At 60.6% G+C, this 25,569-nt stretch carries 35 protein-coding genes; 26 read left to right on the top strand and 9 right to left on the bottom strand.

Annotated features, from left to right (window positions below; all coding sequences use genetic code 11):
- Positions 1-105: 105 nt before the first annotated feature.
- Positions 106-636 (bottom strand): hypothetical protein, encoded by a 531-nt coding sequence (locus tag KVP70_RS25935; RefSeq protein WP_217945302.1) that lies wholly within the window; start codon positions 634-636, stop codon positions 106-108.
- 605 nt (positions 637-1,241) lie between these two features.
- On the opposite strand from KVP70_RS25935, the gene KVP70_RS25930 reads away from it, so the two are divergent.
- The 3 genes from KVP70_RS25930 to KVP70_RS25920 are packed head-to-tail and all read left to right on the top strand — an operon-like array spanning position 1,242 to position 3,739.
- Complete coding sequence (locus tag KVP70_RS25930; protein ID WP_217945301.1) at positions 1,242-1,856, top strand: SLATT domain-containing protein; 615 nt, start codon at positions 1,242-1,244, stop codon at positions 1,854-1,856.
- Complete coding sequence (locus KVP70_RS25925) at positions 1,853-3,151, top strand: SMODS domain-containing nucleotidyltransferase (protein ID WP_217945300.1); 1,299 nt, start codon at positions 1,853-1,855, stop codon at positions 3,149-3,151. Before KVP70_RS25930 ends, KVP70_RS25925 begins: the two co-directional genes overlap by 4 nt.
- Before the next feature lie 18 nt (positions 3,152-3,169).
- Positions 3,170-3,739, top strand: a complete 570-nt coding sequence (locus tag KVP70_RS25920; protein ID WP_217945299.1) for a hypothetical protein — start codon at positions 3,170-3,172, stop codon at positions 3,737-3,739.
- A 249-nt stretch (positions 3,740-3,988) separates the two neighbouring features.
- Here the strand turns inward: KVP70_RS25920 and KVP70_RS25915 are convergent, their stop codons facing one another.
- Positions 3,989-4,303 carry a hypothetical protein gene (locus tag KVP70_RS25915; protein ID WP_217945298.1) on the bottom strand — a complete coding sequence of 105 codons (315 nt, stop codon included), beginning with the start codon at positions 4,301-4,303 and terminating at the stop codon, positions 3,989-3,991.
- 368 nt (positions 4,304-4,671) lie between these two features.
- On the opposite strand from KVP70_RS25915, the gene KVP70_RS25910 reads away from it, so the two are divergent.
- The 20 genes from KVP70_RS25910 (at position 4,672) to KVP70_RS25815 (ending at position 15,020) form a co-directional block, all read left to right on the top strand.
- Positions 4,672-4,911 (top strand): hypothetical protein, encoded by a 240-nt coding sequence (locus KVP70_RS25910; RefSeq protein WP_217945297.1) that lies wholly within the window; start codon positions 4,672-4,674, stop codon positions 4,909-4,911.
- Positions 4,912-4,913: 2 nt separating this feature from the next.
- A complete protein-coding gene (locus KVP70_RS25905; protein ID WP_217945296.1) occupies positions 4,914-5,180 on the top strand; it encodes a hypothetical protein in 267 nt (88 codons plus the stop codon).
- Positions 5,180-5,470 (top strand): hypothetical protein, encoded by a 291-nt coding sequence (locus tag KVP70_RS25900; protein ID WP_217945295.1) that lies wholly within the window; start codon positions 5,180-5,182, stop codon positions 5,468-5,470. The genes KVP70_RS25905 and KVP70_RS25900 overlap by 1 nt, the downstream gene beginning before the upstream one ends.
- Positions 5,470-7,329: a replication endonuclease gene (locus KVP70_RS25895; protein ID WP_217945294.1), complete on the top strand. Its 1,860-nt coding sequence runs from the start codon at positions 5,470-5,472 to the stop codon at positions 7,327-7,329. Before KVP70_RS25900 ends, KVP70_RS25895 begins: the two co-directional genes overlap by 1 nt.
- The gene (locus KVP70_RS25890) at positions 7,322-7,483 is read left to right on the top strand and encodes a hypothetical protein (RefSeq protein ID WP_217945293.1); all 162 of its coding nucleotides are present in this window, start codon (positions 7,322-7,324) and stop codon (positions 7,481-7,483) included. Before KVP70_RS25895 ends, KVP70_RS25890 begins: the two co-directional genes overlap by 8 nt.
- Positions 7,480-7,848, top strand: coding sequence for a hypothetical protein (locus KVP70_RS25885; RefSeq protein ID WP_217945292.1), 369 nt, complete (start codon positions 7,480-7,482; stop codon positions 7,846-7,848). The genes KVP70_RS25890 and KVP70_RS25885 overlap by 4 nt, the downstream gene beginning before the upstream one ends.
- Positions 7,849-7,981: 133 nt before the next feature.
- Positions 7,982-8,320, top strand: coding sequence for a hypothetical protein (locus KVP70_RS25880; protein ID WP_217945291.1), 339 nt, complete (start codon positions 7,982-7,984; stop codon positions 8,318-8,320).
- Positions 8,317-8,748, top strand: coding sequence for a hypothetical protein (locus tag KVP70_RS25875; RefSeq protein WP_217945290.1), 432 nt, complete (start codon positions 8,317-8,319; stop codon positions 8,746-8,748). The genes KVP70_RS25880 and KVP70_RS25875 overlap by 4 nt, the downstream gene beginning before the upstream one ends.
- Positions 8,732-9,439: a hypothetical protein gene (locus tag KVP70_RS25870; RefSeq protein WP_229225091.1), complete on the top strand. Its 708-nt coding sequence runs from the start codon at positions 8,732-8,734 to the stop codon at positions 9,437-9,439. The genes KVP70_RS25875 and KVP70_RS25870 overlap by 17 nt, the downstream gene beginning before the upstream one ends.
- Positions 9,440-9,916: 477 nt before the next feature.
- Positions 9,917-10,765 (top strand): major capsid protein P2, encoded by an 849-nt coding sequence (locus KVP70_RS25865; RefSeq protein ID WP_217945289.1) that lies wholly within the window; start codon positions 9,917-9,919, stop codon positions 10,763-10,765.
- A gap of 10 nt (positions 10,766-10,775) precedes the next feature.
- The gene (locus tag KVP70_RS25860) at positions 10,776-11,063 is read left to right on the top strand and encodes a hypothetical protein (protein WP_217945288.1); all 288 of its coding nucleotides are present in this window, start codon (positions 10,776-10,778) and stop codon (positions 11,061-11,063) included.
- 3 nt (positions 11,064-11,066) lie between these two features.
- Positions 11,067-11,351 carry a hypothetical protein gene (locus KVP70_RS25855; protein ID WP_217945287.1) on the top strand — a complete coding sequence of 95 codons (285 nt, stop codon included), beginning with the start codon at positions 11,067-11,069 and terminating at the stop codon, positions 11,349-11,351.
- The gene (locus KVP70_RS25850) at positions 11,348-11,740 is read left to right on the top strand and encodes a hypothetical protein (protein ID WP_217945286.1); all 393 of its coding nucleotides are present in this window, start codon (positions 11,348-11,350) and stop codon (positions 11,738-11,740) included. The genes KVP70_RS25855 and KVP70_RS25850 overlap by 4 nt, the downstream gene beginning before the upstream one ends.
- A gap of 32 nt (positions 11,741-11,772) precedes the next feature.
- A complete protein-coding gene (locus tag KVP70_RS25845; RefSeq protein ID WP_217945285.1) occupies positions 11,773-12,579 on the top strand; it encodes a hypothetical protein in 807 nt (268 codons plus the stop codon).
- A 12-nt stretch (positions 12,580-12,591) separates the two neighbouring features.
- Positions 12,592-13,428, top strand: coding sequence for a hypothetical protein (locus tag KVP70_RS25840; RefSeq protein WP_217945284.1), 837 nt, complete (start codon positions 12,592-12,594; stop codon positions 13,426-13,428).
- Complete coding sequence (locus tag KVP70_RS25835) at positions 13,428-14,000, top strand: lytic transglycosylase domain-containing protein (RefSeq protein WP_217945283.1); 573 nt, start codon at positions 13,428-13,430, stop codon at positions 13,998-14,000. Before KVP70_RS25840 ends, KVP70_RS25835 begins: the two co-directional genes overlap by 1 nt.
- Entirely contained in the window at positions 13,993-14,334 is a 342-nt protein-coding gene (locus KVP70_RS25830) for a hypothetical protein (RefSeq protein ID WP_217945282.1), read from the top strand. Before KVP70_RS25835 ends, KVP70_RS25830 begins: the two co-directional genes overlap by 8 nt.
- The gene (locus tag KVP70_RS25825; RefSeq protein WP_217945281.1) at positions 14,325-14,600 is read left to right on the top strand and encodes a hypothetical protein; all 276 of its coding nucleotides are present in this window, start codon (positions 14,325-14,327) and stop codon (positions 14,598-14,600) included. Before KVP70_RS25830 ends, KVP70_RS25825 begins: the two co-directional genes overlap by 10 nt.
- Before the next feature lie 100 nt (positions 14,601-14,700).
- Positions 14,701-14,865: a hypothetical protein gene (locus KVP70_RS25820; protein ID WP_217945280.1), complete on the top strand. Its 165-nt coding sequence runs from the start codon at positions 14,701-14,703 to the stop codon at positions 14,863-14,865.
- Positions 14,866-14,876: 11 nt separating this feature from the next.
- The gene (locus KVP70_RS25815; RefSeq protein WP_217945279.1) at positions 14,877-15,020 is read left to right on the top strand and encodes a hypothetical protein; all 144 of its coding nucleotides are present in this window, start codon (positions 14,877-14,879) and stop codon (positions 15,018-15,020) included.
- Between the two features lie 88 nt (positions 15,021-15,108).
- Here KVP70_RS25815 and KVP70_RS25810 read toward each other — a convergent pair whose 3' ends face one another.
- Entirely contained in the window at positions 15,109-15,387 is a 279-nt protein-coding gene (locus tag KVP70_RS25810) for a hypothetical protein (protein WP_217945278.1), read from the bottom strand.
- Positions 15,388-15,611: 224 nt separating this feature from the next.
- Here KVP70_RS25810 and KVP70_RS25805 point away from each other — a divergent pair, with 224 nt between their 5' ends.
- Positions 15,612-16,361: a hypothetical protein gene (locus tag KVP70_RS25805; protein WP_217945277.1), complete on the top strand. Its 750-nt coding sequence runs from the start codon at positions 15,612-15,614 to the stop codon at positions 16,359-16,361.
- Positions 16,354-16,914 (top strand): DUF4123 domain-containing protein, encoded by a 561-nt coding sequence (locus tag KVP70_RS25800; protein ID WP_217945276.1) that lies wholly within the window; start codon positions 16,354-16,356, stop codon positions 16,912-16,914. Before KVP70_RS25805 ends, KVP70_RS25800 begins: the two co-directional genes overlap by 8 nt.
- A 19-nt stretch (positions 16,915-16,933) precedes the next feature.
- Here the strand turns inward: KVP70_RS25800 and KVP70_RS25795 are convergent, their stop codons facing one another.
- The 4 genes from KVP70_RS25795 to KVP70_RS25780 form a co-directional block, all read right to left on the bottom strand.
- Positions 16,934-19,138: an OsmC domain/YcaO domain-containing protein gene (locus KVP70_RS25795; RefSeq protein WP_217945275.1), complete on the bottom strand. Its 2,205-nt coding sequence runs from the start codon at positions 19,136-19,138 to the stop codon at positions 16,934-16,936.
- A gap of 79 nt (positions 19,139-19,217) precedes the next feature.
- A complete protein-coding gene (locus KVP70_RS25790) occupies positions 19,218-19,946 on the bottom strand; it encodes a hypothetical protein (protein WP_217945274.1) in 729 nt (242 codons plus the stop codon).
- Positions 19,947-20,042: 96 nt separating this feature from the next.
- A complete protein-coding gene (locus tag KVP70_RS25785; RefSeq protein ID WP_217945273.1) occupies positions 20,043-20,465 on the bottom strand; it encodes an SRPBCC family protein in 423 nt (140 codons plus the stop codon).
- Positions 20,462-20,785 carry an ArsR/SmtB family transcription factor gene (locus KVP70_RS25780; protein ID WP_217945272.1) on the bottom strand — a complete coding sequence of 108 codons (324 nt, stop codon included), beginning with the start codon at positions 20,783-20,785 and terminating at the stop codon, positions 20,462-20,464. Before KVP70_RS25780 ends, KVP70_RS25785 begins: the two co-directional genes overlap by 4 nt.
- A 310-nt stretch (positions 20,786-21,095) precedes the next feature.
- Here KVP70_RS25780 and KVP70_RS25775 point away from each other — a divergent pair, with 310 nt between their 5' ends.
- Positions 21,096-24,290 (top strand): di-heme oxidoredictase family protein, encoded by a 3,195-nt coding sequence (locus KVP70_RS25775; protein WP_217945271.1) that lies wholly within the window; start codon positions 21,096-21,098, stop codon positions 24,288-24,290.
- Positions 24,291-24,305: 15 nt separating this feature from the next.
- Here KVP70_RS25775 and KVP70_RS25770 read toward each other — a convergent pair whose 3' ends face one another.
- Both KVP70_RS25770 and KVP70_RS25765 read right to left on the bottom strand, forming a co-directional pair.
- Positions 24,306-25,187, bottom strand: a complete 882-nt coding sequence (locus tag KVP70_RS25770) for a CopD family protein (RefSeq protein WP_217945270.1) — start codon at positions 25,185-25,187, stop codon at positions 24,306-24,308.
- Entirely contained in the window at positions 25,187-25,564 is a 378-nt protein-coding gene (locus tag KVP70_RS25765) for a copper resistance protein CopC (protein WP_217945269.1), read from the bottom strand. Before KVP70_RS25765 ends, KVP70_RS25770 begins: the two co-directional genes overlap by 1 nt.
- Positions 25,565-25,569 lie beyond the last annotated feature (5 nt).

Raw genomic sequence — 25,569 nt, 5'->3', positions numbered from 1 at the left:
CCTCCAGGCCGACCTTGCCCTTGAACTCCGCCGTGTGCACCCGCCGTTTTTTTCCTTCACTCATTTGCTGTCATCCTTTCACGGACCACAGCTTAAACCATCGTCTCAGATTCGGGATCCACTATACTGTTCGACAGCCCTTTGCCGGGACTGGCTCAGCGCCGCCTGCAACTGCGCGGCGTTGGCCCGCTCGGTACGCAGTTCCAACTCGGTTTCGCGGAGACGGTCAGCGTAAAACGCCGCCTTGGCCGTGGCGGCCCCGTCCACGCGGCGATTTTGGGCCATCGCCTCAGCGACCGCGTCAGCGATCAATGCGGGCAGGGCAGATGGCATAGCAAGCGGTGCGGCGGCCTCGGACGCCAATTCGACCGGCGTGGTTTCAGCGGCCAGCGCGGCCTTTTCGGCAGCGAGCGTGGACGTCGACGGACGCCGGTGCTCCACGTAGGCGCCCAGCAACCGCCGGTAAACGGAAGGGCTGTAGAAGCGGCCGGTTGCCGTATGCACCAGCCGGATGAACGCGCGCACGAAGGGCCGATGATTTTGGGGATCAATCGGATAGTCGAGTTCTAGCTGGGCGACGCCGGCGGAAATCGCGCGGGCCTGGTCATCCGTGAGGGAAAAGGGTGGGCGTGGCATGCGGTGTCCTGAAATCGATGTGAGTACATTAACAGGTATATTTATACCTGTCAAAACACACTATTTACCTTAATATGAATTAAGGTAAATGATTTAGACCAACGGTCTCCCGGTTTGACGCTCGGCTTTCGCCCGATTTCCATCACCTTGGCGCGTCTAATTTCCGTTGCCAGGAAAAATTCTTGCAATATTTCATCCACAATCTATAGTGCCTATAGCGTAAAAATCTACTACATATAGTCATCCAGCGTATTTACGGAGGTTTTATGGCAGGCAAATCTACAGGCGGGAAGGTCGCGTCGACCGCTGGACGCACGTTGTCCAATCCAAATGCGTCGGCCATCCAGCGCAGTTTGGCCGGCAGCGCACTGGCACAGGCACAGCGAAGGTGACTGGCAAGGCGATGGAAGCGAAGGCCTCTGCCGCCCTCAAAAACGCCAACGCAAGCGCGGTAACCAAGCGGTTGGCCGGGTCCGTCACGTCCCAGTCGATCAAGAAGCGATAACACGCTTGCAGCGGCGTGGAGGATGTCGGTCAGCCCAGGGTTGAAAAATGAGCATTGAACCTTATCTGATGGAAAACATTACTCGGGGAATAGAAGAACAATGAACCAAGACGCGCTGCTCAGGCTGATCGCCGAGACCGGTTATAACGTCGGCTACGCCGCCAAAAAGCACCTCGCAACCTTTGACATGGTGGAAAAACTTCCAGGGTGGACCGGCCTCATTTCGCTGGTGGTCGGCATCTATGCGTTGTTCGTGCCGGCGTTTGAGGAAAAGCAGGTCGCGGCAGCCTTTATCGCTATCGGCGTCGCGTCGATCTACCTGAATTTCTACGCGGCGGACAAGGACAAGTATAACCAGGCCGGCACCGCCTTGACGGGCAAGTTGCATGAACTGCGCGAGCTGTATCAGAAGGTGAAGTCGGCGCCGGCGGGCGCCAATCTGGATGCATTTTTGGCCGACCACCGCAGTATCCAAGAAGAAGCGCTGCGGCTGGGCATCCCGAAGCAACTGTTTCTGAGTGACTGGTATGCCCACTATAAATTCTTCTGGCAAGCGCAAACCGGCTGGATGGACGAGCAGCTCAAATTCAGGCTGCTCCGTGACAAGTTGCCTCTGGGCTTTTCCTTGTTTTCGATCAGTGTCAGCCTTGCCGCGCTCGTCTGGCTGGTGCGCCACTTCAACACCGTTCTTCACATATTTAGCTGCCAGCCATGACCACCGCTAAACTATTCCAAGAATTCCGCAACAACCTGACCGTCAAGAACGCCGACGCGATCTCGACCGCCTACGCGAACATCACGATGCGTCTGAACAAGGACTTTCGGGATCTGGAGTCCGACGTACTTTACCGCCGCCAGATCGGTTCGTACGGCCGACGCACCGCGATCCACGGCATCAGCGACCTGGATATGGTCATCGAACTGCCATGGTCGCTCTATGAAAAATACAAGGGCTATCAGAATAACGGCCCCTCCCAGCTACTTCAGGCGGTGCGTGAATCCTTGAAAAAGCGGTACCCGAAAACCGAAATCAAGGGCGACGGGCAGGTTGTGGTCATCAAATTCAGCGGCTTCGTCGTCGAAGTCCTGCCGGCGTTTATCGACAAAGATGCCGACGGCTACCGCTTCCCGGACGCGAACAACGGGGGCTCGTGGCGGGTGTGCAAGCCAATCCAGGAAATGGATGCGGTCGAAAAGCGTAACGGTGAAACGAACAGGAACTATAAGCACGTGTGCAAGATGGTGCGCGCCTGGAAGAACAACCATGGTGTCAGCATGAGCGGCATGCTGATCGACACGCTCGTCTATAACTTCTTCGGTCAACACAAGGAGTTCAACAACGCCACGTACTCGTCCTATGACAAACTGATGGCGACGTTCTTCGCCTACCTCGGGGGCCTCGACCATCAGGATTATTGGGCGGCGCCGGGCAGCGGCCAGCGTGTGCACTCGAAAGGGAAGTTTCAGACCAAGGCGAAGAAGGCCGCGACGAAATGTCAGGAGGCTGTGGACGAAGCGTCCCTGACCAAAAAGTCCAAGCTCTGGCGCGAGGTGTTCGGCAGGTCGTTCCCTCTGCACCAGGTGCAGCTGGAAAAGGCCATGGCATCGGATTCCATTCACAGCGAGCGGGCTCCAGGGGAACAGTTCATCGAGGAGCTGTTCCCGGTGGATGTTTCATATGACTTGTCCATCGATTGCGAGGTCAAAACGATCGGCCTGCTCAAACGCATACTTGCAGGCGCGCAGCTCGTTGCACACGGCCGCGACCTGCGTTTCCATATCGAGTCGTGTGATGTGCCCAAACCTTATGAGCTGATGTGGAAGGTACGCAATGCCGGACCCGAGGCCGAAAGGCGAAAAATGCTACGTGGACAGATCGTCTCCGACCGCGGCGGCCAATCGCTGGTAGAGTCGACGTCCTTCGGCGGCGACCACTACGTCGAAGCGTACGTAATTAAGGATGGCGTCTGCGTGGCGCGGGACATCATCAGCGTGCCCATCCAGATGTAGGAGGCTCCCGTCAAACCGATGCCGAACATTGCTCTCAATCGATTTGCCACCGAACTTTGCCGCGATATGTTGTCAGGGGCCGTGCTCGACCAAGGGTATCAGTCAGGTGTCTTTGTCGCGGTGGGCACGCACACCGGTTTGCAGGCGTGTTTTCTCGATGCGCTGGAGAAACGTTTGCTTGGTTCGGGCGCCAAAGTCATGCGCTTGCGTGCGCATGAATTTTCTGGCCGCGACGTGCTCGAAAGGGTGACAGCGGCAGCCGCGATTCAAACAAGAGTCGGCGGACGCGCGGGGCAATCCAGTGATCTGAACGATTTGATCCTCCAAACCACAAGCAGCGGGACAGCGTTGGTAATGCTGATCGAAAACGTCTACGCCTGGGCGGATTCGCCGGAAGGCATTCGCATGTTGCGCGCGTTAAAGGCGTGCAGGGACGCCACCAATTTGGCTCTTGGCAGCCGCGCGAAATTATTGATTGTCGGGACCGGTAGCTCGACCAAGTTGGCGGACCTGACCCGGGACCGCGCGCAAGCCTTCTATGGCGCGATATATTTGACGCTTCCCGAGCCGGAGAATCCTTCGGCATAGCGAGATTAAGAAAGCCCAAGACGGGTACTAGCTTCGAGCAAATTCTTTAGACGGAGCTGGCAGGCAAAAACATTCAAGCCAAAAGTTCAGACAGACGTTGGAATTAGAGGCTGTGGAGAGTCAGCGCTCAAACGTCTAAAGATTTGCCTTTAGGCGCTTCGTGAGGATAATGCTTTGTTTTTAAACACTTCTATCTATTTGACATAATATAAATTATTCAGACCTTCGTGCTAAAAAAATAACCGTCAGCTACCAAGCAGGGGAGTTCCCCAAGCTTGATTTAGCGTGCAGCGACGGTGCGCGAAAACCCGCGTAAATGTCTTGCCAGATTGACGCCTCAACAGGCGTTTTTGCACGTGCGCGGTGCATGTCGAGCATGACCAAACCGGGGTGAATCCCCAGCAAATCAGCCACTTTCGCGGCAATTTCATCATCCATCTGACCATTGCGAGCGCGGTAGCCGCTGAGCGTAGATTGGCGAATGCCAAGACGCTTCGCTAGCGCGTAATCGCTGTCAATTCCTAAGCGGTTTTTAACCGCGTCGAGATATTCCTGAGTGTTCATAGTCGCTTCCTAGGGCTAGGCCCGCCTAGGCGTAGGTGGGATAGACAGAGAATACGTCAAGCCCCTTGACATAGCAACCTTCGAGCCTTTGATGCTTCGACCACATTGACGTACTTCAAAGCTTGCGAGTACATTACGGCTGTCGGGCGGTTTTCTCTTCGCTCCCTAGGCAATCCGGCACTGTCCGGGCCGCTCCGACTTTCTGCCTGGGGATAACGACAATGCCTAGGGGGCAACATGTCTGTTACACAAGATTACAAATCACCCACTAAAACAGTGTTGCAAAACGCTGCACTGTGCGTCTGCTGTGCCTTGCTGATCGCTGCCGGCCCGATCCTGTCGGCGCTGGGCCTGTTGAAAGGCTGATCATGTCGTCACTCAATCCACATGTGACGGTGCGCGAACTGATAGGTCTGCTGGCCCAATTTAATGGCGACATGCCAGTGCTGACGGACGGCTACGAAAGCGGCCTTGACGATATCAAAAACGTGCGTCTCGTGATCGCTGGGAAGCCGCGCTTCAACGATGAATGGGCGGGCGAGTTCGAAGTAAAGCAGGGCTTGGGAAAAAGCGACTTCCAAGCTGTACACATCGGCGCGAGGGTCTGACGATGCGCCAGCCGAACGATACAAAAACGTCCGATCTGCTGGGGGATTCCTGCGATCTGGCTGGGCCGGTCCCGGTCAAGTCAACCCAGCGCGAGAAGGCCGCCGAGCGTGCGCGCCGCTTCCGCGAACGTCACGGCGTCGTTGCCATGACTGTCAACATCAAGGCCGAAACGCTGGCCGCTTTCAACGAGTGGGCAGCGGCCAAGGGCAAGAACAAAGCCCAAGTCATCGAGCGCCTTATCGAAACCCAACTGCTGCGCAAACGCTGATGAAGACACCGACCCGCAACGAGCGCGACGCACTGGCGCAAATGGACAAGATCGGCAACGCCGAGGACAACCGCGCCAACTGGTGGGAAGCAATCCCGTTGCGGGATCGCCAGCGCGCCGTGGGCGTTGCGGGTCTGGGCAAGGAATGCGCCGACCTGGCGCTGTCCGACTTCAACGACACCGACCGCGAACACATCCGCCTTGCCATCGGCCAGCATATCGCCACGATGGAACTGATACAGCGCTGCATGGCCGGCCGCTCCACGAACGTGCAGGGGTACTTGCACTAATGCCAGTAATTCAGCAAGAGAAGGGCGTCAAGACAGTCGCGGGCCTTCCGGCGCGCTGGGGCCGCCGTGCATACGCCGAACTGTCGGCCGCACTGTCGGGCGAGGGCGGCGCGAAGTCCAAGCGCTACAAGGCGCTAGCCGCGATGCTGGACGACGTGACCAGCGCGCCCATGCCGCTGGACTCCACGGACGCCCAGTTGTGCGTGCTGGCCGAGCGCTACGCGAACGACTGCGCCAGCAACGCGGCCACGATCCACAGCACCGAGGCGCTACGGGCGCGCATGCTGTTCATCTGCTCCATCCGTGGCGTGCAACCGCCAAGCGCAAAGATGGGCGACATCGAGGCCATAGCGCGCTGCACCGATCCGGCATGGTGGCGGCGCAACCTGCGCAAGGTCCACGGCCGCGCCTTTGAGGCGGCGGCGGTGCGGCTGGGCTTCGTGTCCGTGCGGGCGGGCGCATACGCCAGCGACGAGACTGTAGCGCGCCGTCTGGGCCAGGTAGCGCGCAACAAGGCGGCGCTGCAATCCGTGACCATGCGCAACGAACACGGCACCGAGTACGCGCTCGATGCGCTTGCCGCCAAGGGAACCAGCAACAAGCGCATCCGGCGCGGTGAGCTGATGCTACGCCTGGCCGGCTGCGAGGACGTTGCGAACGAGGAGGGCCCCGTCGGCGTTTTTTTCACGCTTACCGCGCCATCGAAATATCACGCCGTTCTCCAAAAATCCGGCGTCATCAATCCGAACTACGACGACTATGCGCCTCGTGACGTGCAGACCTACCTGCAAAAAACGTGGGCGAAGATTCGCGCCGCCTATGGCCGCGTCAACATCAAACCGTATGGCTTCCGCATCGCCGAGCCACATCATGACGGCTGCGTGCACTGGCATGGCCTGGTATTCATGCGCCCGTGTGAGGTGGATTGGTTCTGTTCGTTGGTGGAGCGCTACGCGCTGGCCGAGGACGGCGACGAGCCAGGCGCGCAAAGCCAGCGCGTACAGTTTGAGCTGATCGACGCGGCCAAGGGCAGCGCTGCCGCGTACATCGCCAAGTACATCAGCAAAAATATTGACGACGACACCGAGGATGCGCATGACGAGGTGGTAGACGAAAACGGCCAGGTACAGAAATTCGCCATCGTCAATGACAACGTGCGCAAGGCGAGTCAGCGCGTTGACGCATGGGCCGGTGTGTGGGGCATTCGTCAGTTTCAGCCAATCGGCCAACCGCCTGTAACGGTGTGGCGCGAACTGCGCCGGATTCCGGCTGGTGCGGTAGCCGAGGCATGCGCCCGCGTGCGCGCCGCCTGGGACGCGGCCCAACGTGTTTACAGCGCCGCCGACCTGGAAACGGGTGAGTGCGAACTGATCCACGCCGCGAACTATGGCGACTACATACGGGCGCAGGGCGGCGTATGCATGGGGCGCGATTACAAGATCGCTATCCGGCTGGAAGACAAACAGATCAACGGCCGCTACGGCGTGCGCGAAGGCATGGCGCCGGCCGGCATTTATGCCAAGGCCGCACCGGATGACGTGTACGCATCGGTGCGCTACACCTGGGAGCGCGTGCAGACCGCTTTTGAAGTTCGCAGTTCTTGGAGCCCTGTAAATAACTGTACGGACGGCCCTGAAGTCGGGCCATGCCGTATGACGTGGTTTGCCCACGTTCCGGGCGAACTAGTCGCCCAGTTCGATGACGAGTGGTTCCAGTCGGACGAATATCAAAAAAATTTCGTCCCGGCTGAGGTTGCCGGGGCGCAGTGGTTCGCCGCAGAGTTGGACGCGGCAGAAACGCGGAAAAAAACGGTATGGACTATACCGGCATCCGAAAAATCAAGGGGAAGAAATGCTTAAAAAAATGCTGGCGGCGCTTGCGTCTATGACCGTCACACAAAAGACCTTCGCGCCAAAGGCATTGTCAGAGGCGTTGTTAGATTTTGGCTCGGAGATAGACCGCCTCCGCGCTGACTTTGATGAATTGCGGTTAAAACTGGAAAACAAAAAATGAATGAACGTTTGAAGTGGATTTTGTCCCAAGTAGTGAAACTGGACGCCGATAACAATGTCCGCTACGAGGGCAACGGCATCTACCAGGGCCTGAAAATGGAACTGGAAAGCGTCATTGACGGCTATGAAGCCGCGATGGCGCAATGGGCCAAGGTGGCAACGCCGACCGTCGTGGAACAGGTGGTCATGACCGCCGACCAGGTGGCGGAAGTCATCGCCAGTATTCCCAAGGTGGGCAACTACGAAAGCGTGCTGGCCGGCCTGACCGAAACCGTGCATAGCGCCCTGGAAGCGTCGGACGTGGCCGTAATGGCCGCGATCAACGCCAAGGGCGACGACATCGTAGCGGCGCTGAAGGCCGCGTAAGAAAGTCGCGGCTGGTCATCCCGCGTCACGGCTAAATGACGGTGACCAAACCCGGCGCCCCCTGCCCATAAGGCGGGGGGCGGCCTTCCAATAGCTGGCCCTTACCGGGGCCGGCACCATAGGAAACTACAGCATGGCATCCAAAACCCTGGGGCGCGTCTCGTGCCCAATTTCGTGCGGCCATACGGCGGCACAAGTCAAGATCAAAACGGACAAGGGCGAGAAAACCGCCTATCCATACGTCCACTGCGCCGCGTGCGGCGTGCAACTCCACACCCGAAGCGAAGACCAGGCCCGCGCCCTGTTGGCGATCACCCGGCCGGAAAAGGGCGCACAGGATGCGCCAGCGGCACCGCCAGCGCCTGAACGGCCGGCAGACGTGCCAGCGGCGCCACAAGCGCCGGAAGCGCCGCCAGCGCCCGCAAAACGTGCCGCCGGCCTGTTTGACGGCCTGTTCGGAGCGACAGCATGACGCCGCAGGAAGCCGAAGCCCTGGTACGCGAGGGCGCGGCCATCGACGCGGGCGCGGCGGCCCACTCGGAGGCAGCAGCGTCCGGCAACCTGGACGAGCGCGGCCAGATCGTCGCGCCGGACGAGAATGCCAGGGCCATGGAATGGTTCATGGTCCCCAAGGTCATCGCCTGGGCGATCACGGCGGTATTCCCCGAGACGGCGCCGAACTACTCGGACGCCAAGTGCATGGAACTGGCGCACGCCATCGTGCCGGTGGCCGACAAGTACGGGCTGTCGGGCGTGGGCGACTCCCCGGAACTGATGCTGTTGCTTGCAACGGGCATGTTCTGCGCGCCTGGCTACCTGGCGCACAAGGGCCGGAAGGAGAAAGCCATAGCGGAGGAAAAAGCGCGCCTTGAGGGGGGCAGCGATGGCAGTCGAGAATAAGGCTCAGATATGGGCCGTCATGGGCCAGTCCGGGACCGGTAAAGGGCTGTGGATCAAGTCGGAGCTACGCCGGCTCAAACCTAAGCGCATCGTGTTCCTGGACCCGCAGGATGAATACGGCGCCTTCGCGCCGGCCGTCAATGCCGGCGACCTGGCGCGCATCGTCACGGCGGCCGGCGCCAATAAGCCGTTCGCCGTCCGCTATGTGTTCCCCAAGGATTGCACCGCCGACCACTTCGCCAAGATATTCAGCCTGGCGTGCCGCCTGGCCTACGGCGCGGGCAACTGCGCCTTCCTGGTTGAGGAGCTGTCGAACTTTACAACCGCGTCCTGGGGGCCGCCGCTTTGGCGCCGCATGTGCAACTCGGGCCGGCATGAGGGCGTGTGGGTGATCGGCTGTAGCCAGTTCCCGGCACAGGTCGATAAATCCTTCCTGTCGAACGCCACGTTGGTGCATTGCGGCTGGCTGGGCGAGGAACCGCACCGCAAGGCCATCGCCACAAAAATGAACGTCTCCCCGGACATGATCAACGATCTGCCCGACCTGCATTTCCTGGAGTGGCACCGCGAGGATCGCCGCATCGAGTCGGGGAACGTATCCATAGCCGGCCGCGTGACGCAACACCGCGTAGAGCCGGGCGGGGTGAAAACGCTACAAAAGCGTAGTCCTAAGCGGGAGAAAGTGACCTGAATTTCTACCTAGGGGTAGGGGTATCCGTAGAGGCGTGGGGAAGGGTGGTTTTTGCGGGGGGCGCCGGTTAACTTTCGGACCTATGCAGATAACTAAATTTTTGCCTACGCCCCAAAAACTCAGCCAGGAAACGATAGCGACTCTGGCCGCAATCGTGATAAGCGCCTGGCTTGTGTCCCGGATACCGGCGTTAAAAAAACTCGTTCAAGAGTCCAACACCCAACCCTACTGAGGAAGAAATGAAGACCTACATCAAGCAAGCCCTGTTCATCCTGGCCGTCGTCGGCGTCGCCAAGTACGTCAACGGCGCCATGCCAGCGAACCCGCTGGACAAGTTCCTGCCGGCCTAAGCCATGGGTGACATTCAAGGCGCCGTCAAGAGCGCAATCATGACCCTGGCCGTCATCTGGGTGCTGAACCAGCTCCCAGTAACCCGCAACCTCGTACAAACCGCATTGATCGGATAAGAAAAATAATATGTTCAATAAACCCCTGCAACAAGCTCAAGGCGTCGCGCCTGGCCAGATCGCTACCATCCGCATCGCGCCGGAAGAATTTACCCTCGTCGGCGTCAAGCTGGCGCTGTCGGGTACTACCTTCGACAAAACCAAGATCGACCGCATCCGCATCAAGGTGGGCGCCCGCGTCATCTGGGATTTGACCTATGCGCAGATCCAGGCCATCAACAACTACAAAAACGGCGCCGACAACCTGAAATACCTGTTGATCGACTTCACCGAGCGCACGCAAGCCATTTTCCCGGTCAAGGAAATCGGCGGCCTGGACCTGATGACGCTCGTCGCCATCGGCGAGGTGTTCATCGAGCTGTACATAAACGCGGGCGCCGTGGCGCCGGTAGTCGCTGGCGTCGGCTATTACGAGCAGCGCCAGAAAAACCCGATCGTGCAAAAGTTCGTGCCGTTTTCGGTGGCGCAAACCGTTTCGGGCCGCGTGACCCTGCCGATCAACCTGCGCGGCGCCCTGTTGAAACGCCTGTGGATTTTCTACAGCGGCACTGCCTGGGGCGCGACCACGAACGGCAACGTCAACCGCCTGGAATGCAAGAAAAACGGCGTGGTGTTCTTCGATCAAACCGACCTGGACAACCGCTTCGACCAAACTCACTTCAAGAAAGTGCCACAGGCCGGCTTGTTCGTCGCTGACTTCCTGGTGGACGACAACCACGACGCGCATATCACAACCCTGCGCAACACCGAATCGGGCCAGGTGTTCGACGCCTTCGAGTTCAACGGCTACCTGACCGATGCGGGCGGCGCTGCCATGACCGTTATTGCGGAAGTCCTGGACACCGTGACCAACCTGTAAGGGGGGCGCCATGTCTTTGACCAATGATGCGATCTACGGCGCCAACCGAGCGCCGTACATGGGCGCCGATATGTTCAACAGCAACGCCGAAAGTTCTACGGACTGGAATGCGGTGCTGACTGGCGGCATCGTCGGCGCCGCGCAAGGAGCAATCAGTCAGATGGTGGGCGGCGCCTACGCAAGCGGCCAGTTGCAAAACCCGGCTGCGACGGCGCAATCACAGGCGCAGGCGCAGCAACGCCAGATGATGACGTTGCTGGCTGTCGGCGCGGTGATCTACCTTGTGTCGAAGGGCTGACATATGGTGATGCCGAACCTGTCCGTGTCTGCCGGTGGCGGTGGTCCGTCGAATGCGACGTCAAGCGCGGGCGTGAACACGTCCACCAACACGCCGTTCAACTTCGATGATTCGGGCTGGGTCATCAACTTTGGCGACGGAAACGCCGTCAAGGCAGAGGGCAACAGCGGCGCCAACCAGGCGGCGCAGTCGCCGGCATCCGGTGGGCTACTGGGGAGCCTGGGAGGGCTCAACCCAAACATGCTGCTGATCGGCGCCGCCGTGCTACTGCTGCTGAGGCGCAAGTGAGGGCGCTTGTATGCGCGCCTGGTGAGGCGGCCGAACTACTGGCCGGCCTGAAGTCGGCGAAGACCGACAGCCAAAACCGCTACAGCCTGGCCGACGTGATCGCGGCCGGCCAGGCCTACAAGATCGTGACGGCGGCGGGTGAAACCGTCGCCGCCTACGTCCTGGCTCAACTGGGCGTCAACCTGTGGATCATGGCGGCGGCCGGCCGCGCCGCCTTTGATCTGACCGGTGCCATCAATGCGCTGGTCGATGCGCAGGCAGCCGGCTTCCAGTGGATCGGATTCCGCACCGAGCGGCGCGGCCTGGTCCGCAAGGCGCAGAAGCACGGCTACCAGGTGACGCGCCAAGAGGGCGGCGCCTACTACTTACGAAAGAACATCGAGAAATGATTTTACGTCCTGACCAACTGCGATTGCTGCACATGACCGGCCGCGCCAACCCGTACAACTTCGGTGGCGACAGCGAAAGCGACAGCAGCACCGACACGACCAGCAGCACGACGAACAACACCTACAACCAGGACAAGCGGAACGTAGCCAGCGATGCCGCCGTTGCTATCAGCGGCAGCGGCAATAGCATCGACCGCAGCACGTCGAGCCTGACCTCGTTCATCGACAGCAGCACGACCAGTTCGCTGACTTCGTTCGTGGATAGCAGCACCAAGGATTCGTCCACGAAGTTCACCGATAACAGCAACCGCTCGACCACTTTCACGGACGGAAGCAACCGGTCGACCACTTTCACGGATTCCAGCACCAAGGACGCATCGACCCATTTCACGGACTTCAGCACCAAGGATTCGTCTACCAAGTTCACCGACAACAGCACCAAGGATTCGTCAACGAAGTTCACCGACAACAGCAACCGCTCTGTCACGACGGTGAACACCAACACCGACTACGGCAGCGTCAACGGATCGCTGACCCTGGCCGGATCGATGACGGGCAAGGCGTTTGATGTCGCGGGCCTGGGCGTGGCGGGCGCAATCGATGTGCTCAAGAAGGAGAGCGACAACGGCCTAAAGGCAATCGGCATGGCGTTCGACTCGGTGGGCAAGCAAAGCGCCATGTCGCAAGCGAGTAGCGCGGCGACGTTGGGCTTTGCCAGCGACGCACTGCGCGCCACGCAATCGGCAATGCAGGATGCCAAGGACGGCGGCCAATCGAAAATGGTAATGACGGCGATCATCGCGGCGGGCGCCGTGGCGGTGGCCTTCGCTTTGAAATAACAAGGACAAAAAATGCAAAGCTATGTATTCAATCTGGGAACCGGCGCCGCCGCCGTGCGTGCGTTCGATGTGCCGGCCGATCTCTTCGTTTATGAGTCGGGCGTTCCTACGCCGACGTCTGGCGACACGCGGATCAAGGTAAAGCCGAACACGGGCGCCGAAATCGTGCTGCGCCCTGGTCAACGCTTCCGCCTGGCGCCTGGCTCCAATGCCACGCACTGGGAAGTATCGACCCTGGACCCGGCCGTGACTCTGACCGGCTACATCATCATCGGCTCGGGCGAGTTTGACGACGCCAACACGCTGAACAAGTTCACCCTGGATGCGACCTTCGCAAACAACGTCAAGGTGACAAACACGACCGCAGAGCGCGTGCCGGTAACACTGGACACGACGCAAAGCCTGGGAATCAACAACACCACCGCCAACCGCGTGCCTGTCACGCTGGACCCGGCGCAGGTACTCAACATAGCGGGGACCACCGTGCAATATACGAATTCATTTTCCGATAGCGTCGTCACTACGCTTACAAACGCAGTGGTGTTCTCTGCTGCGGCAAACGCCAATGGTGCCTATGTTGAATTTGCCGAAGTGTCGGCAGTGCTTACGACCAACGGAGCGTACACCTGCACGCTTGTGGCAAAGGCTACCGCACCAGCTTCTGACGTGGACGGCGACGTAATCATGATTACTTCGGCGGGCGGTCAAAACGCACTCGGGCCTCTTACTCAGATCAATGACCGATTGGGCTACCGCGTGAAGATCCCGGCCGGCAAGGGCCTTTGGTTGAACCAGAACAACGGCGCGAACTTCGGCGCGAAGAAAACCGTTCTGTACACCCTCCTGTAATGGATAACCAAACGCTGGCCGTTGCCCTGGTCGTGGGTGGCCTCCTGGTGTATGCGGTGACGCACCAGGACGGCAGCACGGCCGGCGACGACGAATCGAACATCATTGAAGACGGATTTGAGGAAATTATGAGCAGAGTATCGAGCTGGCCGACCGGCAGCGCGCCGTACCAGGAAACCATTGCACAGGCGGCCGTTACCTTCGGCGTGCCGGCTGAAATCCTGGCATGGCTGCTGTGGAAAGAGTCGCGCTACAACCCGGCGATCATCGACGGTAGCAAGCGCTCCCGCGTGGGCGCAATGGGTATCGCGCAGTTCATGCCGGCGACGGCTGTGGACGAGCTGGGGAGCCAGGCGGCGGCCCTGGACCCGGACACCGCCATTCCCGGCGCGGCGCGCTACCTGGCGAAGCTGTACCGGTCGGCCGGCACCTGGGCGGGCGCCCTGGCCGCGTACAACTGGGGCATCGGTAACGTGACCCGCAAGGGCCTGGACCTGGCGCCGCCTGAAACGGTGGACTACTACACAACCATCATGGCGAAAGCCAATGCAAACGGAGCTGACTATGAGTGACAACAACAACGCCCTGATCATCGGCGCCGCCGTGCTGGGCTACCTGTATCTAAAAAATAACCAGGGCCGCGTAATCGCCGGCCAAACGCGCCCGGTGCGCGGGGGCGTCACGTCCATGCCTGGCAACGTCGGCAGCGGCTGGCAACAGGTGGGCGTGGGCGCCGTGACGGGCTTCCTGCAATCGGTCATCGGCGGCGTGCGCAATAACACCTCGCAGACCAATTTCCCGTCCTCCCGCGACCCTTTGGACGCGATCCGGGGCGACCAGGTGCAGGAAGGCACCTACGATGACACGCTGATCGGGGACGGCTCGGAGTTCAACGCATGGGCCTAAAGACTGACGCGGAAGTTGCCGGCGTCGGCGTCGTCCTGGCGCTCCTGGCGTTCGTCTACTTCAAGGACAAAATCGCGGCCGTCGCAGAGCATCCGGTTAAAGCGGTGGGGGAGTGGGGCGCCGACCAGGTGCAAGACGCTGGCGACCTGCTGGGCATCCCGCGCACCAACGAAACCGAGTGCGAGAAGGCGCTACGCGAGGGCCGCACCTGGGACGCCTCCTTTGCCTGTCCTGCCGGCACGTTCATAGGGAGCGTCTTCAAATGAAAACGGAATATTGGTACTTCCTGGCCGCCCTGGCCGCGCTGTACCTGCTGAACAACCAAACCGGCTGCACTTGCGGCCATTAACCAAGAAGGGAAACACCATGTTGCAAAAACTCGTATCGCGGCTGCAAGAGCCGTCCACCTGGGCGGGCCTGTCGGCCCTGGCGATGCTGTTCGGCGTGCCGTCGAGCACTGTTGACCTGTCCGCCAAGGCGGCCGGCGCTATCCTGGCGCTGGGCGCTGTCTTCATCCCAGAGAAGAAGTAAGGCGGGCCGCCATGACGTTCGAAATCGTAGTACAGGTATTCGGGCTGGTGACAAGCTCGGGCGTCCTGGCGGGTGGCCTGGGGCTGATGAAGTGGGCGCTGGCGGTAGAGCGGCGCCTGATGACTATCGAAGTGAAAACCGGAGTGAAACCATGACCAAGAAGAAAAAAACGCCAGCACGCAAGGCAAACGGCCAGTTCAAGCGCCGCAAGAAATGAAGAAACCCGGCCTGTGCCGGGTTTTTTTATAGTATCTGGTGGAGAGCAAGCCGCGCATGATATGGCGGTGGGCGGCGGGCTGTAATGGCGTCGAACGTGCGCGCAAGCTTCGACGTGCGGACCTTATCGGCCACGTTGTAGCGCTGAACGTACAAAGCATAGCCGCGCTCGTTGGTATGAACTGGCGATACCGACGCAACCCAGTCGTAGAGATCATCGTCAGTGATGACAACGCCGCCGAACAGGTCAACCGGGTGTTGGTAAAGGTGATAGGTCATTGTGATAAGATCAATAAATGTTGCCAAGTGTCGCATTATACTCACAAGCAACAAATTATTTTTTCGTTGAAATCAAGGAAAGATAAATTTCTTATTAGCACGAAAAGTCATTTGACATAATATAAATTATGCGAAGAATTGTCTGCGACTTGAACTAAAATTTCCCACTCGGGGCCCCGGCCTTGATTTTGGGATATGATTGACAACGAAGAAAGTGTGTCGAATCGATTTCATTGTCGGGATTTCATCGTATGCAGCATCCGCTTGCTAGCCTTTGGCGCCATCCGGCACGCGTGCTGTTCTACCATTCCGCAGCGCGACCCGAACACACTGCTTTCTGCCTCGATGGTTCGGGCCGGCCGCAGCCGATGGGTACCCGGCGGCGCTTTGTTTCGGCGGTCGACGCTTTCGACTATTTGCGCTACTGGCTGGGCGAACCAGGTGCGCGCTCCGAACTCAAATCGATCCTGCAACGCTCCGGCCCCTCATTGGCCGACGCGCATTCGGGCGTGGACGGTTGGCAGCACGCACTCGCGCGCCGGATGGCAACGGGCGCCGTGGTGGTCGTAGAGGAAAATACCCGTCTGGGCGCCCCTGGGCGGCTGATCGCTCCAACAACTGCCGGCGCGACAGATGCCGCTGTAGCCGCCCTGCCGCTGCTAACCGACGCAACATCCGTCATGCCACCGCCAGTGCAGGAACCAGCGGCGACAACGACCACCGCGGTGTCCAGCGAAACTCCCCCTAGCGTTGCATCGGTATTGTCGGCAACCGACACCGACCAGATTGCGCAGGCGGAAGCGCTTGAGGCAGCCGCCAAGGATGGCACGCCATTTTGCGAGGTATGCGAGGCGGCGCGCAAGGCCGCACAAGAGTCGGCGGAAGCCGAGGCAAATCAGATTGCGCAGGCTGATACGTTGGAACAGGCCGCGGTCGATGGAACGCCGTTCTGCGAGATCTGCGAGAAAATGCGAGCAGTACAGGAGTCATCAAATGAGTGATGTCACACTACAGCCCCTGATCGACAAGCTTTGGGCCGATAACACCGAACCGGAAGGCTGGCACGTCCATTGGATACTCGATGGAGCGCGCGATCCCGACATTGTTACACTTATCCGTGCCAGTGGCTTGGAGCATGCCTGCCTGTTTTCAGGCCAGATTCACCCCCGGCTACAGGCGGCGGCCCCCTATCTCGTGCGTTTGCCCGCCGACTCGCCAGCGACCACCGAACTATTGAAGCGCGGCTGGGGCAAGGCATGGGGTATCTTTACCATTGCCAAGACTGACATCACGCTGGCCGAGCAACGCCTTCACCTCAAGAAGTTCCTGCGCGTACAAACGGAAGACGGCAAAGTACTGGCTTTTCGCTACTACGACCCGCGCGTACTCACCACCTATCTTCCTACCTGCACGGGCGAAGAGTTTCGTGAATTTCTAGGCCCATTGTCCCGGTTCATCGCAGAATGCGATGGCGGCGACAAGGCGCTGGAGTTCACGCTGCACGAAGACGCCATGTGCATCCAGGAACACCCGGTTGTACGCGTACCGCTTTGATACGCGTACAGGCACCGTTCTAGCTGGCTGTGGCCGACGCCTTGGCGCGCGCCACGTGCAGCTTTTTGTAGCTGTCGATCAGGCGCTGGTGCCTGTCTAGCCCTTCCAGTTTCATGCTGGTCGGCGTCAGGCCGAAGAAGCGCACGCTGCCGTCCACCGAGCCGATCACCGCGTCCATGCGCGCATCGCCAAACATCCGGCGGAAATTGACCACGTAGTCGTCCAGTTCCATGTCGTCGTCCAGCACCACTTCCAGCACCACATTCAGGGCCTGATAGAACAAGCCGCGTTCGAGGGTGTTGTCGTTGTATTGCAGGAAGGCTTCCACCAACTCTTGCGCCGCCTCAAAGTCCTGCAACGCGAGCTGGATCAGCAGCTTCAACTCCAGCACCGTCAATTGGCCCCAGACCGTGTTTTCGTCAAATTCGACGCCGATCAAGGTGGCGATATCGGAGTATTCATCCAGTTCGCTGTTTTCCAAACGCTCGATCAGCGCTTCCAGGATGGCATCATCCAGCCGATGCAAGTTCAAGATATCGGAACGGAATTTCAATGCTTTGTTGGTGTTATCCCAGATCAGGTCTTCCACCGGATAGATTTCCGAATAGCCCGGCACCAGGATGCGGCAGGCAGCGGCGCCCAGCTGGTCATACACTGCCACGTACACTTCCTTGCCCATGCCTTCGAGGATGCCGAACAGGGTCGCAGCTTCCTCGGCGTTGGAGTTTTCGCCGTGGCCGGAGAAATCCCACTCGACAAATTCGTAGTCAGCCTTGGCGCTGAAGAAGCGCCAGGAGACGATGCCGCTCGAATCAATGAAGTGCTCGACAAAGTTGTTTGGCTCGGTCACGGCATTGCTGACAAAGGTAGGCCGAGGCAAATCGTTCAGGCCTTCAAAACTGCGGCCTTGCAGCAGCTCAGTCAGACTGCGTTCCAGCGCCACTTCAAAGCTCGGGTGCGCGCCAAACGAGGCGAACACGCCGCCGGTGCGCGGATTCATCAAGGTCACGCACATCACCGGATACTCGCCACCCAGCGATGCATCCTTCACCAGCACCGGGAAGCCCTGTTCTTCCAGACCGCGTATGCCGGCCAGGATGCCGGGATATTTCGCCAGCACTTCCTGCGGCACATCCGGCAGCGCGATCTCGCCTTCCAGAATTTCGCGTTTAACCGCCCTCTCGAAGATTTCCGACAGGCACTGCACCTGGGCTTCGACCAGCGTATTGCCGGCGCTCATGCCGTTGCTGACGAACAGGTTTTCGACCAGGTTGGACGGGAAATACACCACCTCGCCGTCCGACTGCCGCACATACGGCAGCGAGCAGATGCCGCGCTCCACATTACCGGAATTGGTGTCATACAGATGCGAGCCGCGCAGCTCGCCATCCGGATTGTAGATTTCCAGGCAGTACTCATCCAGAATCTCGGCCGGCAGCGCATCTTTGCGGCCAGGCTTGAACCAGCGCTCGTTCGGGTAGTGCACAAACGCCGCCTCGGCGATGTCTTCGCCCCAGAACGTGCCGGCGTAGAAGTGATTGTTGCTCAGCCGTTCGATGTATTCACCCAGGGCCGACGCCAGCGCGCTTTCCTTGGTCGAGCCCTTGCCATTGGTGAAGCACATCGGCGAGTGCGCATCGCGGATATGCAGCGACCACACATTGGGCACGATGTTGCGCCACGACGCGATTTCAATCTTGATGCCCAGGCCGGCCAGCAGGCCCGACATGTTGGCGATGGTTTGCTCCAGCGGCAGGTCCTTGCCCGCAATGTAGGTGCTGGCCTCGGAAGCCGGGTTCAGCATCAGCAAGGCCTGGGCGTCGGCGTCCAGATTCTCCACCGCCTCGATGACGAACTCGGGGCCGGCCTGGACCACTTTTTTCACTGTGCAGCGGTCGATCGAACGCAAAATGCCTTCGCGGTCCTTGTCGGAGATATCGCTCGGCAGCTCTACCTGGATCTTGAAAATCTGCTGGTAGCGGTTTTCTGGATCAACAATATTGTTCTGCGACAGCCGGATATTGTCGGTCGGGATATTGCGCGTTGAGCAGTACAACTTTACAAAATAAGCAGCACACAAGGCCGACGAAGCCAGAAAATAGTCAAACGGACCAGGCGCCGAGCCATCGCCCTTATAGCGGATAGGTTGGTCGGCGATCACCGTAAAATCATCGAATTTGGCTTCCAGACGTAGCTTATCGAGAAAGTTGACCTTAATTTCCATGGGTAGATTCCAGTTTTTGCGCAAAATAATCCGCCATTATCCGCCCTTCTCGCGTTGCAGCAAAGGCCGTTGAGCAGGCTCAGGCCGGGAACTGTGCGCCGCCACCGGCATGAACGGTCGCAACGAACTTATTGCGTACCAACAGAAACGCCGCCGCCAGGTTCCAGACCGCCTGCGCCACCAGGATGCTGAGTATGGCCGCCATGCTCATATTGGCGCCAGCGACAATGACAGTACCCACCACCAGTGCGCCTGACAGCAGTCCAAGCAGCCCCACGCCCCGCTGAAGTCCGCGACCGCCCAGCAACACCAGCGACCACCCTATTCCGGCCGCCGCTTGCAGCACCCAGCCCACCCGCGCCATATCGGTCAAGGCCACGCCGGTGAAGGCAATCATGTTATAGCCCTGCTTGACACTGTCGGGCGAGGCGCCGGCGAACATCGCGGCCAGGTCGCCGCTGACAAAACCGTCGAGCGTGGTCGCGCCTATCATCGCCACGCAGCCGATCAGATACGTCGTCAAACTGGCCAGTACCAGCGGGCGCCGCACATCCAGCCGGGTCGCCAGGCTGGCGTAGCCGAAGGCGTAGGCCAGCACGCTGGCGATCGCGACCGTATGCACCAGCGACTTCATCGGCCGCATAGCCGCCATGCTGGCCATGATCTCCTGCGGCGTGGTGCCGCTGGCGCCCTGGTCCATGGCGACAAAGAGGGTCGACAAAATCGTCGCCGCGGCGATCGCCAACCCAGCGGTGCGGGCCGACGAGCGGTGTTGCTGGTCGGCCAAAGTCATTGATGAATGGTGCATGGTGTCCCCTTTTTTGGTCAAGGGCATGAGGTTTATTCCTCATGCCGGTGACGACTTTAAGGGGGCTGCGCTGCTGGTTTATGTAGTTTTTGTAAATTAATGTGAAGCTTCAGCGTCTTGCGCCACCACCTGCTCCAGCGAATTGAAGAAATGCGGCCAGCCAAACTGGGCGCCCTGGTAAGCCTGATCCTGATCCGGACGAAAGCCGCTTTGTTCCATTCGCAAACGGGTGCCGGTCGCGGTGGCGGCCAGCGTCCACGTCACCACGCTTTCCAGTCCCAGCGCGTTCCAAGTATAGGCGAGCGTCTTCTGCGGTTCGACTTCCATCACCTGGCAATCGACCGTGCCCCAGTCGGCGCGGAAGTTAAAGTGGTGGCCAGATACAGCCAGAAAGTCATTCTTCATCAGCCAGGCCTCGATCAGGTGCGGCTGAGTCAATGCCCGCCACAGCTTTTCCGGCGGATGTGAAAACTCCCGTTCGACGACAACGGTGCGAAGTTGGTGTGCGATATCGTTCATTGGTCCATCCTTTTCAGTAAGTCATCAAGATCGTCGAACTTGCCGTCCCAGAAACGACTCATCTGGCTGGTCCAGTCCAACAGCGGGGTCAGCGCCTTCAGCTGCGCGCTATAGTGGGTTTGGCGTCCCGCATGCCGGTCCCGCACCAGTCCGGCCTGCTTCAGCACGGCCAGGTGCTTGGACACCGCTGGTTGCGACACCTGCGCATGGGTGGTCAGCACCCCCACGGTTTGTTCGCCACCGGTGCATAGCTGTTCGAAGATGGCGCGCCGGGTGGGATCGGCAAGCGCGCGGAACAGCTCGTCATGGGAGTTTGTCATTTCAATCCATAGCCACTAAGTTATGGATTAAATCATAGCCGGCTGGTTATAGGTAGTCAAGCGAAAAGAATTGGGTTTCTTGACTGAGCGCGCGCACGCTTGACATGTCTGACGACTCGGGATATCTTCACAACCATTGCCCTATTGAAAGTTTTCATAAAACTTAATCCGGGCGAGTTTCATCTGCACCCACCCAGCAAGCCCAAGCTTAACTGAACCGCAGCACCCGACTGGAAAGCCACGCCCGGATGTGGAATCGCTTCCACGCCTCCGACTTTCGTCACCACGAATCAGGACCGAAGGATGCACCATGAATAATCGTTGCAGGAATCTAGCGCTCGCGGGTCTCCCCGTAGCGTTGTCGCTACTGCTGGCCGCTTGCGGCGGTGGTGGCGATCAGGCCGCCACACCGCAGGCGGCGCGCATGCTCAGCGGGATGAAGCTCCAGGGTGGCGCCGCAGCGTCGGCCGAAACCGCGCTGACGCCGGTCAACGCCACGGCCAGCTCGTCCGAGCGCGGCGATTTGTCGGCGGCCGCCGCCATCGACCATAACGATAGCACCCGCTGGAGCAGCGGCTTCAGCGACGAGCAGTACCTGACGCTGGACTTTGGCAAGTCCCAACCCATCAACCACGTCCACATCGCGTGGGAAAACGCGCATGCCGCGCAGTATTTGCTGCAAGTGTCCGACGATAACTCGAGCTGGACCACACTCAAGTCCGTCGACAACAGCCAGGGCGGCATTGAAGACTGGACCGGCCTGTCCGGCCAGGGCCGCTACCTGCGCGTGCAGGGAGTCAAGCGCTCCAGCCAGTACGGCTATTCGATCTTCGAGATCCAGGCCTACACCGGCACCCCCGTTTCAACGCCGCCGGTCGACCCCACGCCCCCCGTGGTGATCGACCCGAGCAAGCCTGGCGTGGCGATCAAACCGGTGGCGGCGACCTCGTCGGCGGTGGAAAACGGCGGCCTGGCGGCCAGCATGGCCATCGACGGCAAAGCCACTACCCGCTGGGCCAGCACGGCCGAAGACGGCGCCTGGATTCAGTTCGACTTCGGCGCCAAGACCCAGGTCGGCTACATGAAGCTGCAATGGGAGAACGCCTACGGCAAGCAGTACGCCTTGCGGGTGTCCGACGACGGCCAGGCCTGGTCGCAGGTGCGCTACGTCGGCGCCGGCCAGGGCGGCACCGAAGAGTTCTACAACCTCGGCATCAACGCCCGCTACATCCGCCTGCAAGGCGTGGCCCGCGCCACCCAGTACGGCTACTCGCTGTACGAAGTCGAATTCAAGACGCCGGGCAGTGACAATACGCTGTCCAGCGCCGCCACCTCGCCGCTGAAATACCCGGCCAGCGGCGCCGGTTGGGCGCCCTTGCCCGCCGCCGCGCAACCGCTCGAAACGCCGCAATTCACGCTGCCCGACGGCACCCTGGTCACCCGCTTCGGCGCGCGCGGCCTGGCCCGCCACGGCCGCGAGCGCGGCGAAGAGTGGAACGAGATCGGCTACGGTCCGAACGAAACCGTCGATCCGGTCACCGGCCTGCCGCTCGACAAGGGTCCGGGCAACTACCTGACCTTCGTGTCGAACTACTTCAAGAACCGCACCTGGGGCGTGGAGATCATCGACAACAGCCGGGTACCGGGCGTGACCAAGCCGGTGCTGATCGTCAACCAGTACACCACGGTCGACTTCCTGTCCGGCGGCATCGCCTTCTTCCGCGGCTTCGACCGCCCCGGCGTGACCGGCTATGGCTGGATGGCGCCGGGCGAACTGGTGGACCGCAACGTCGCCGTCTGCAATCCGGTGGCCTTCCCCGCCGCCGGCAAGCTGGCCAGCGTCGACGGCATCAACGGTGCCTGCACGCTGCGCATCCGGGACTATCCAGGCCACGGCGCGCTCGACGCCAACGGCATGCCCAACGGCCAGAATGTGCCGGCGCGTCCGCTGGTGACCGGCGATATCATCGAAGTCTCGCCGTCGATGTTCTCCACCACCGCATCCATGACCGCCAACGGCGACACCGGCGGCATACGCTACTACTCCTACGAGTGGACCTACGTGGTTGGCGCGGGCCTCAAGCCGTGGTACGGCGTGCAACCGCGTTTGAACTCGGTGCCGCTGCCGGAGGAAACGCTGTCCGGCGGCCAGGGCTCGGTGTCGTACAACTACTCGGACAACGGCCTGTTCATGTTCCAGCAGCCGCACAACAACATCGGCATGCAGAATATGCAGCGCTTTGTCGAGGGCCGTCGCCTGGTGCACACCAACTTCACCACCGGCGACCACAACGAACCGGGCAACGACCGCTACCTGCCGGCCGTGGGCTTGCAGGGACAGCGCTTCAACCAGTCCGCCTGCATCGCCTGCCACGTCAACAACGGCCGCAGCGCCGCGCCGACCGCGATCAACCAGAAGCTGGACAACATGGCCGTCCGCGTGGCGACCAGCAATGCGCAAGGTCTGCAACTGCCCCACGCGCTGTACGGCACCGCCATCCAGATGAACGCGGTATCGGCCAGTGGCGCGCCGCAGAATTGGGGCACCACCGTCAGCGTGGGCGGCTTCGAAGCCCGCACCGTCAAGCTGGCCGACGGCGCGGCCGTTGAACTGCGCAAGCCTACGCTGGCCTTCGAGGGACCTGTGCCAGACATCTACTCGCTGCGCGCCGCCCAGCCGATGATAGGCGCCGGCCTGCTGGAAGCCATACCGGAAGCGGACATCATCGCCCGCGCCCGGACCGCGCCGGACGCGGATGGCGTGGTCGGCGTGGCCAATTATGTCTACGAACCGGAGACAGGCGCTGTGCGCCTGGGACGCTTCGGCTGGAAGGCCGGCAAGTCCACACTGCGCCACCAGGCCAGCGAAGCACTGCTGCTGGACATGGCGGTCACTTCACCGGTCTACCCCAACCGCGCCTGCGCCACCGGCCCAACCGGCTGCGCCGCCGGCGGCGCGCAGAAAGGCATCTCGGAAGCCGACCTGCAATCGATCTCGCGTTATCTGTCGCTGGTGGCGGTACCGGCCCAGCGCAGCATACCGAGCGGCTTCCCGAAAGGCGTGGCTCCGCTGGATGAGCATCGCGTCGACGCCCAGCAAGTCGCCGCCGGCGCCAAACTGTTCCAGGGTATGCGCTGCGTGGCTTGCCACACCGCGGAAATGAAGACCGGTTCCGGCCACCTGTTTGCAGAACTGCGCAACCAGACCATCCGTCCCTACTCCGACCTGCTGCTACACGACATGGGCACGGGGCTGGCCGACAAGTTCGTCGAAGGCCAGGCCAAGGGCGGCATGTGGCGCACGTCGCCACTGTGGGGCATAGGATATACGGACAAGGTGATGGGCAACAGCAGCAAGGTCGGCTACCTGCACGACGGCCGCGCGCGCAACCTGACCGAGGCTGTCATGTGGCACGCCGGCGAGGCCGAAAAATCGCGTCAGCGCTTCGAGAATTTGTCGAAGGCTGATCGCGATGCCTTGCTGGTTTTCCTGAAGTCCTTGTAGAGACAGTGGCCGCCGTCAGAGCGCTGACGGTGGCTGTTGGGAAGTGAGGATGGCGGCAGCCAGTATGGCGCCAAGCAGCAGCACCATCTCGATACGCAATGCCAGCCGCACCGTCACTACACCCTGGTACAAACGCGAGGCGGCCGGCAACCCAATGAATTTGTTGTAGCCGCCAATGCCGATGGCAAGCAGCACCAGGGCGATCTTACCCAGCAAGGTAATGCCGTAAACGGTATTAACCAAATTCCCGGTGTTGCCGACGCGATGCCAACCACTGTAAATGCCGGTGACAACGATGGCAACAACGGCTCCCATCGCGGCACGCGACATGCTATCCAGATACCGGTTCCTGTCGGCCGCCGACATCGGCGCCGACAGCACGCAGCAGCCGGACACCGCCACCACGCCGACCCAAACCGCGATCGCCGACAAATGGATGGACTCCGCCGCCATCGGCACAGTCCAGATGCCCTCCTCGCCTGCATGCCCCATGGAGGCGCGCGTGACCGCAAACACCAGCATGGCCACCGCGACGGCGATCTCACGGCCCGCCGACTGGCCGCGCGGCCAGCGCAGCGCCAGCACCATAAGCAGCGCCGCGATGGCGGCGCAGCAGGTCAGGCCGTAAGCCGTGCTGGTGACCATCATCCAGAACATGCCGCATGCTTCCAACAGGCCTGTGCCGCCCATGACGGCGGTCGCCGCCAGCAGCGACAGCACGCTGGCGACTATGGCAACGCCGGCCGCCAGCAAATCGAAGTAGCGCAACGGTAGTTCAACACCAGACGGCAGCCAGCGCCGCGCGCACCACGAGCCGGCCAGCCAGCTAAAACCGCACACCAGCAGGAACGCCGAGCTGACTTGCAGCAGCCAGACCGCATCGAAACCAGCCCCCATTATTTGACCGTGAACGTGAAATCGCCCTTGCGGCGATGGCCGTCATGGCCCGCGACCGCCCAGCCGACCGTGTAGGAGCCGGCCGGCAGCTGCGGCAAGACCAGTCGCAGGATCGCCGGATTGGCCTCGTCAACGGTCGCCTTGGTTTTGTCGGCGCCGGCAACCACTTGGCCTCCCGCATCCGTCAACGTGATGCTGCTGAAGGCCTGCTCCACCTTTTCGTTGAACGTGAGCGCGATCACCTTCGGCGCCACGGCCAGCACGGCATTGGCCGCCGGATCGGAACTCTTCAGGCTTGCATGGGCGGCGGCGAACGGTGCGGCCAGCGTGGCTGTCACGACGATCGCCGATGCCAGCATGGTTTGTAATGTTTTCATCTGTT

It is taken from the genome of Duganella violaceipulchra, from assembly GCF_019166075.1.
Classification (GTDB): Bacteria; Pseudomonadota; Gammaproteobacteria; order Burkholderiales; family Burkholderiaceae_D; genus Rugamonas; species Rugamonas violaceipulchra.
Note: the sequence above shows the minus strand (reverse complement) of the source record. Positions and strands in the feature narration are given on the sequence as shown.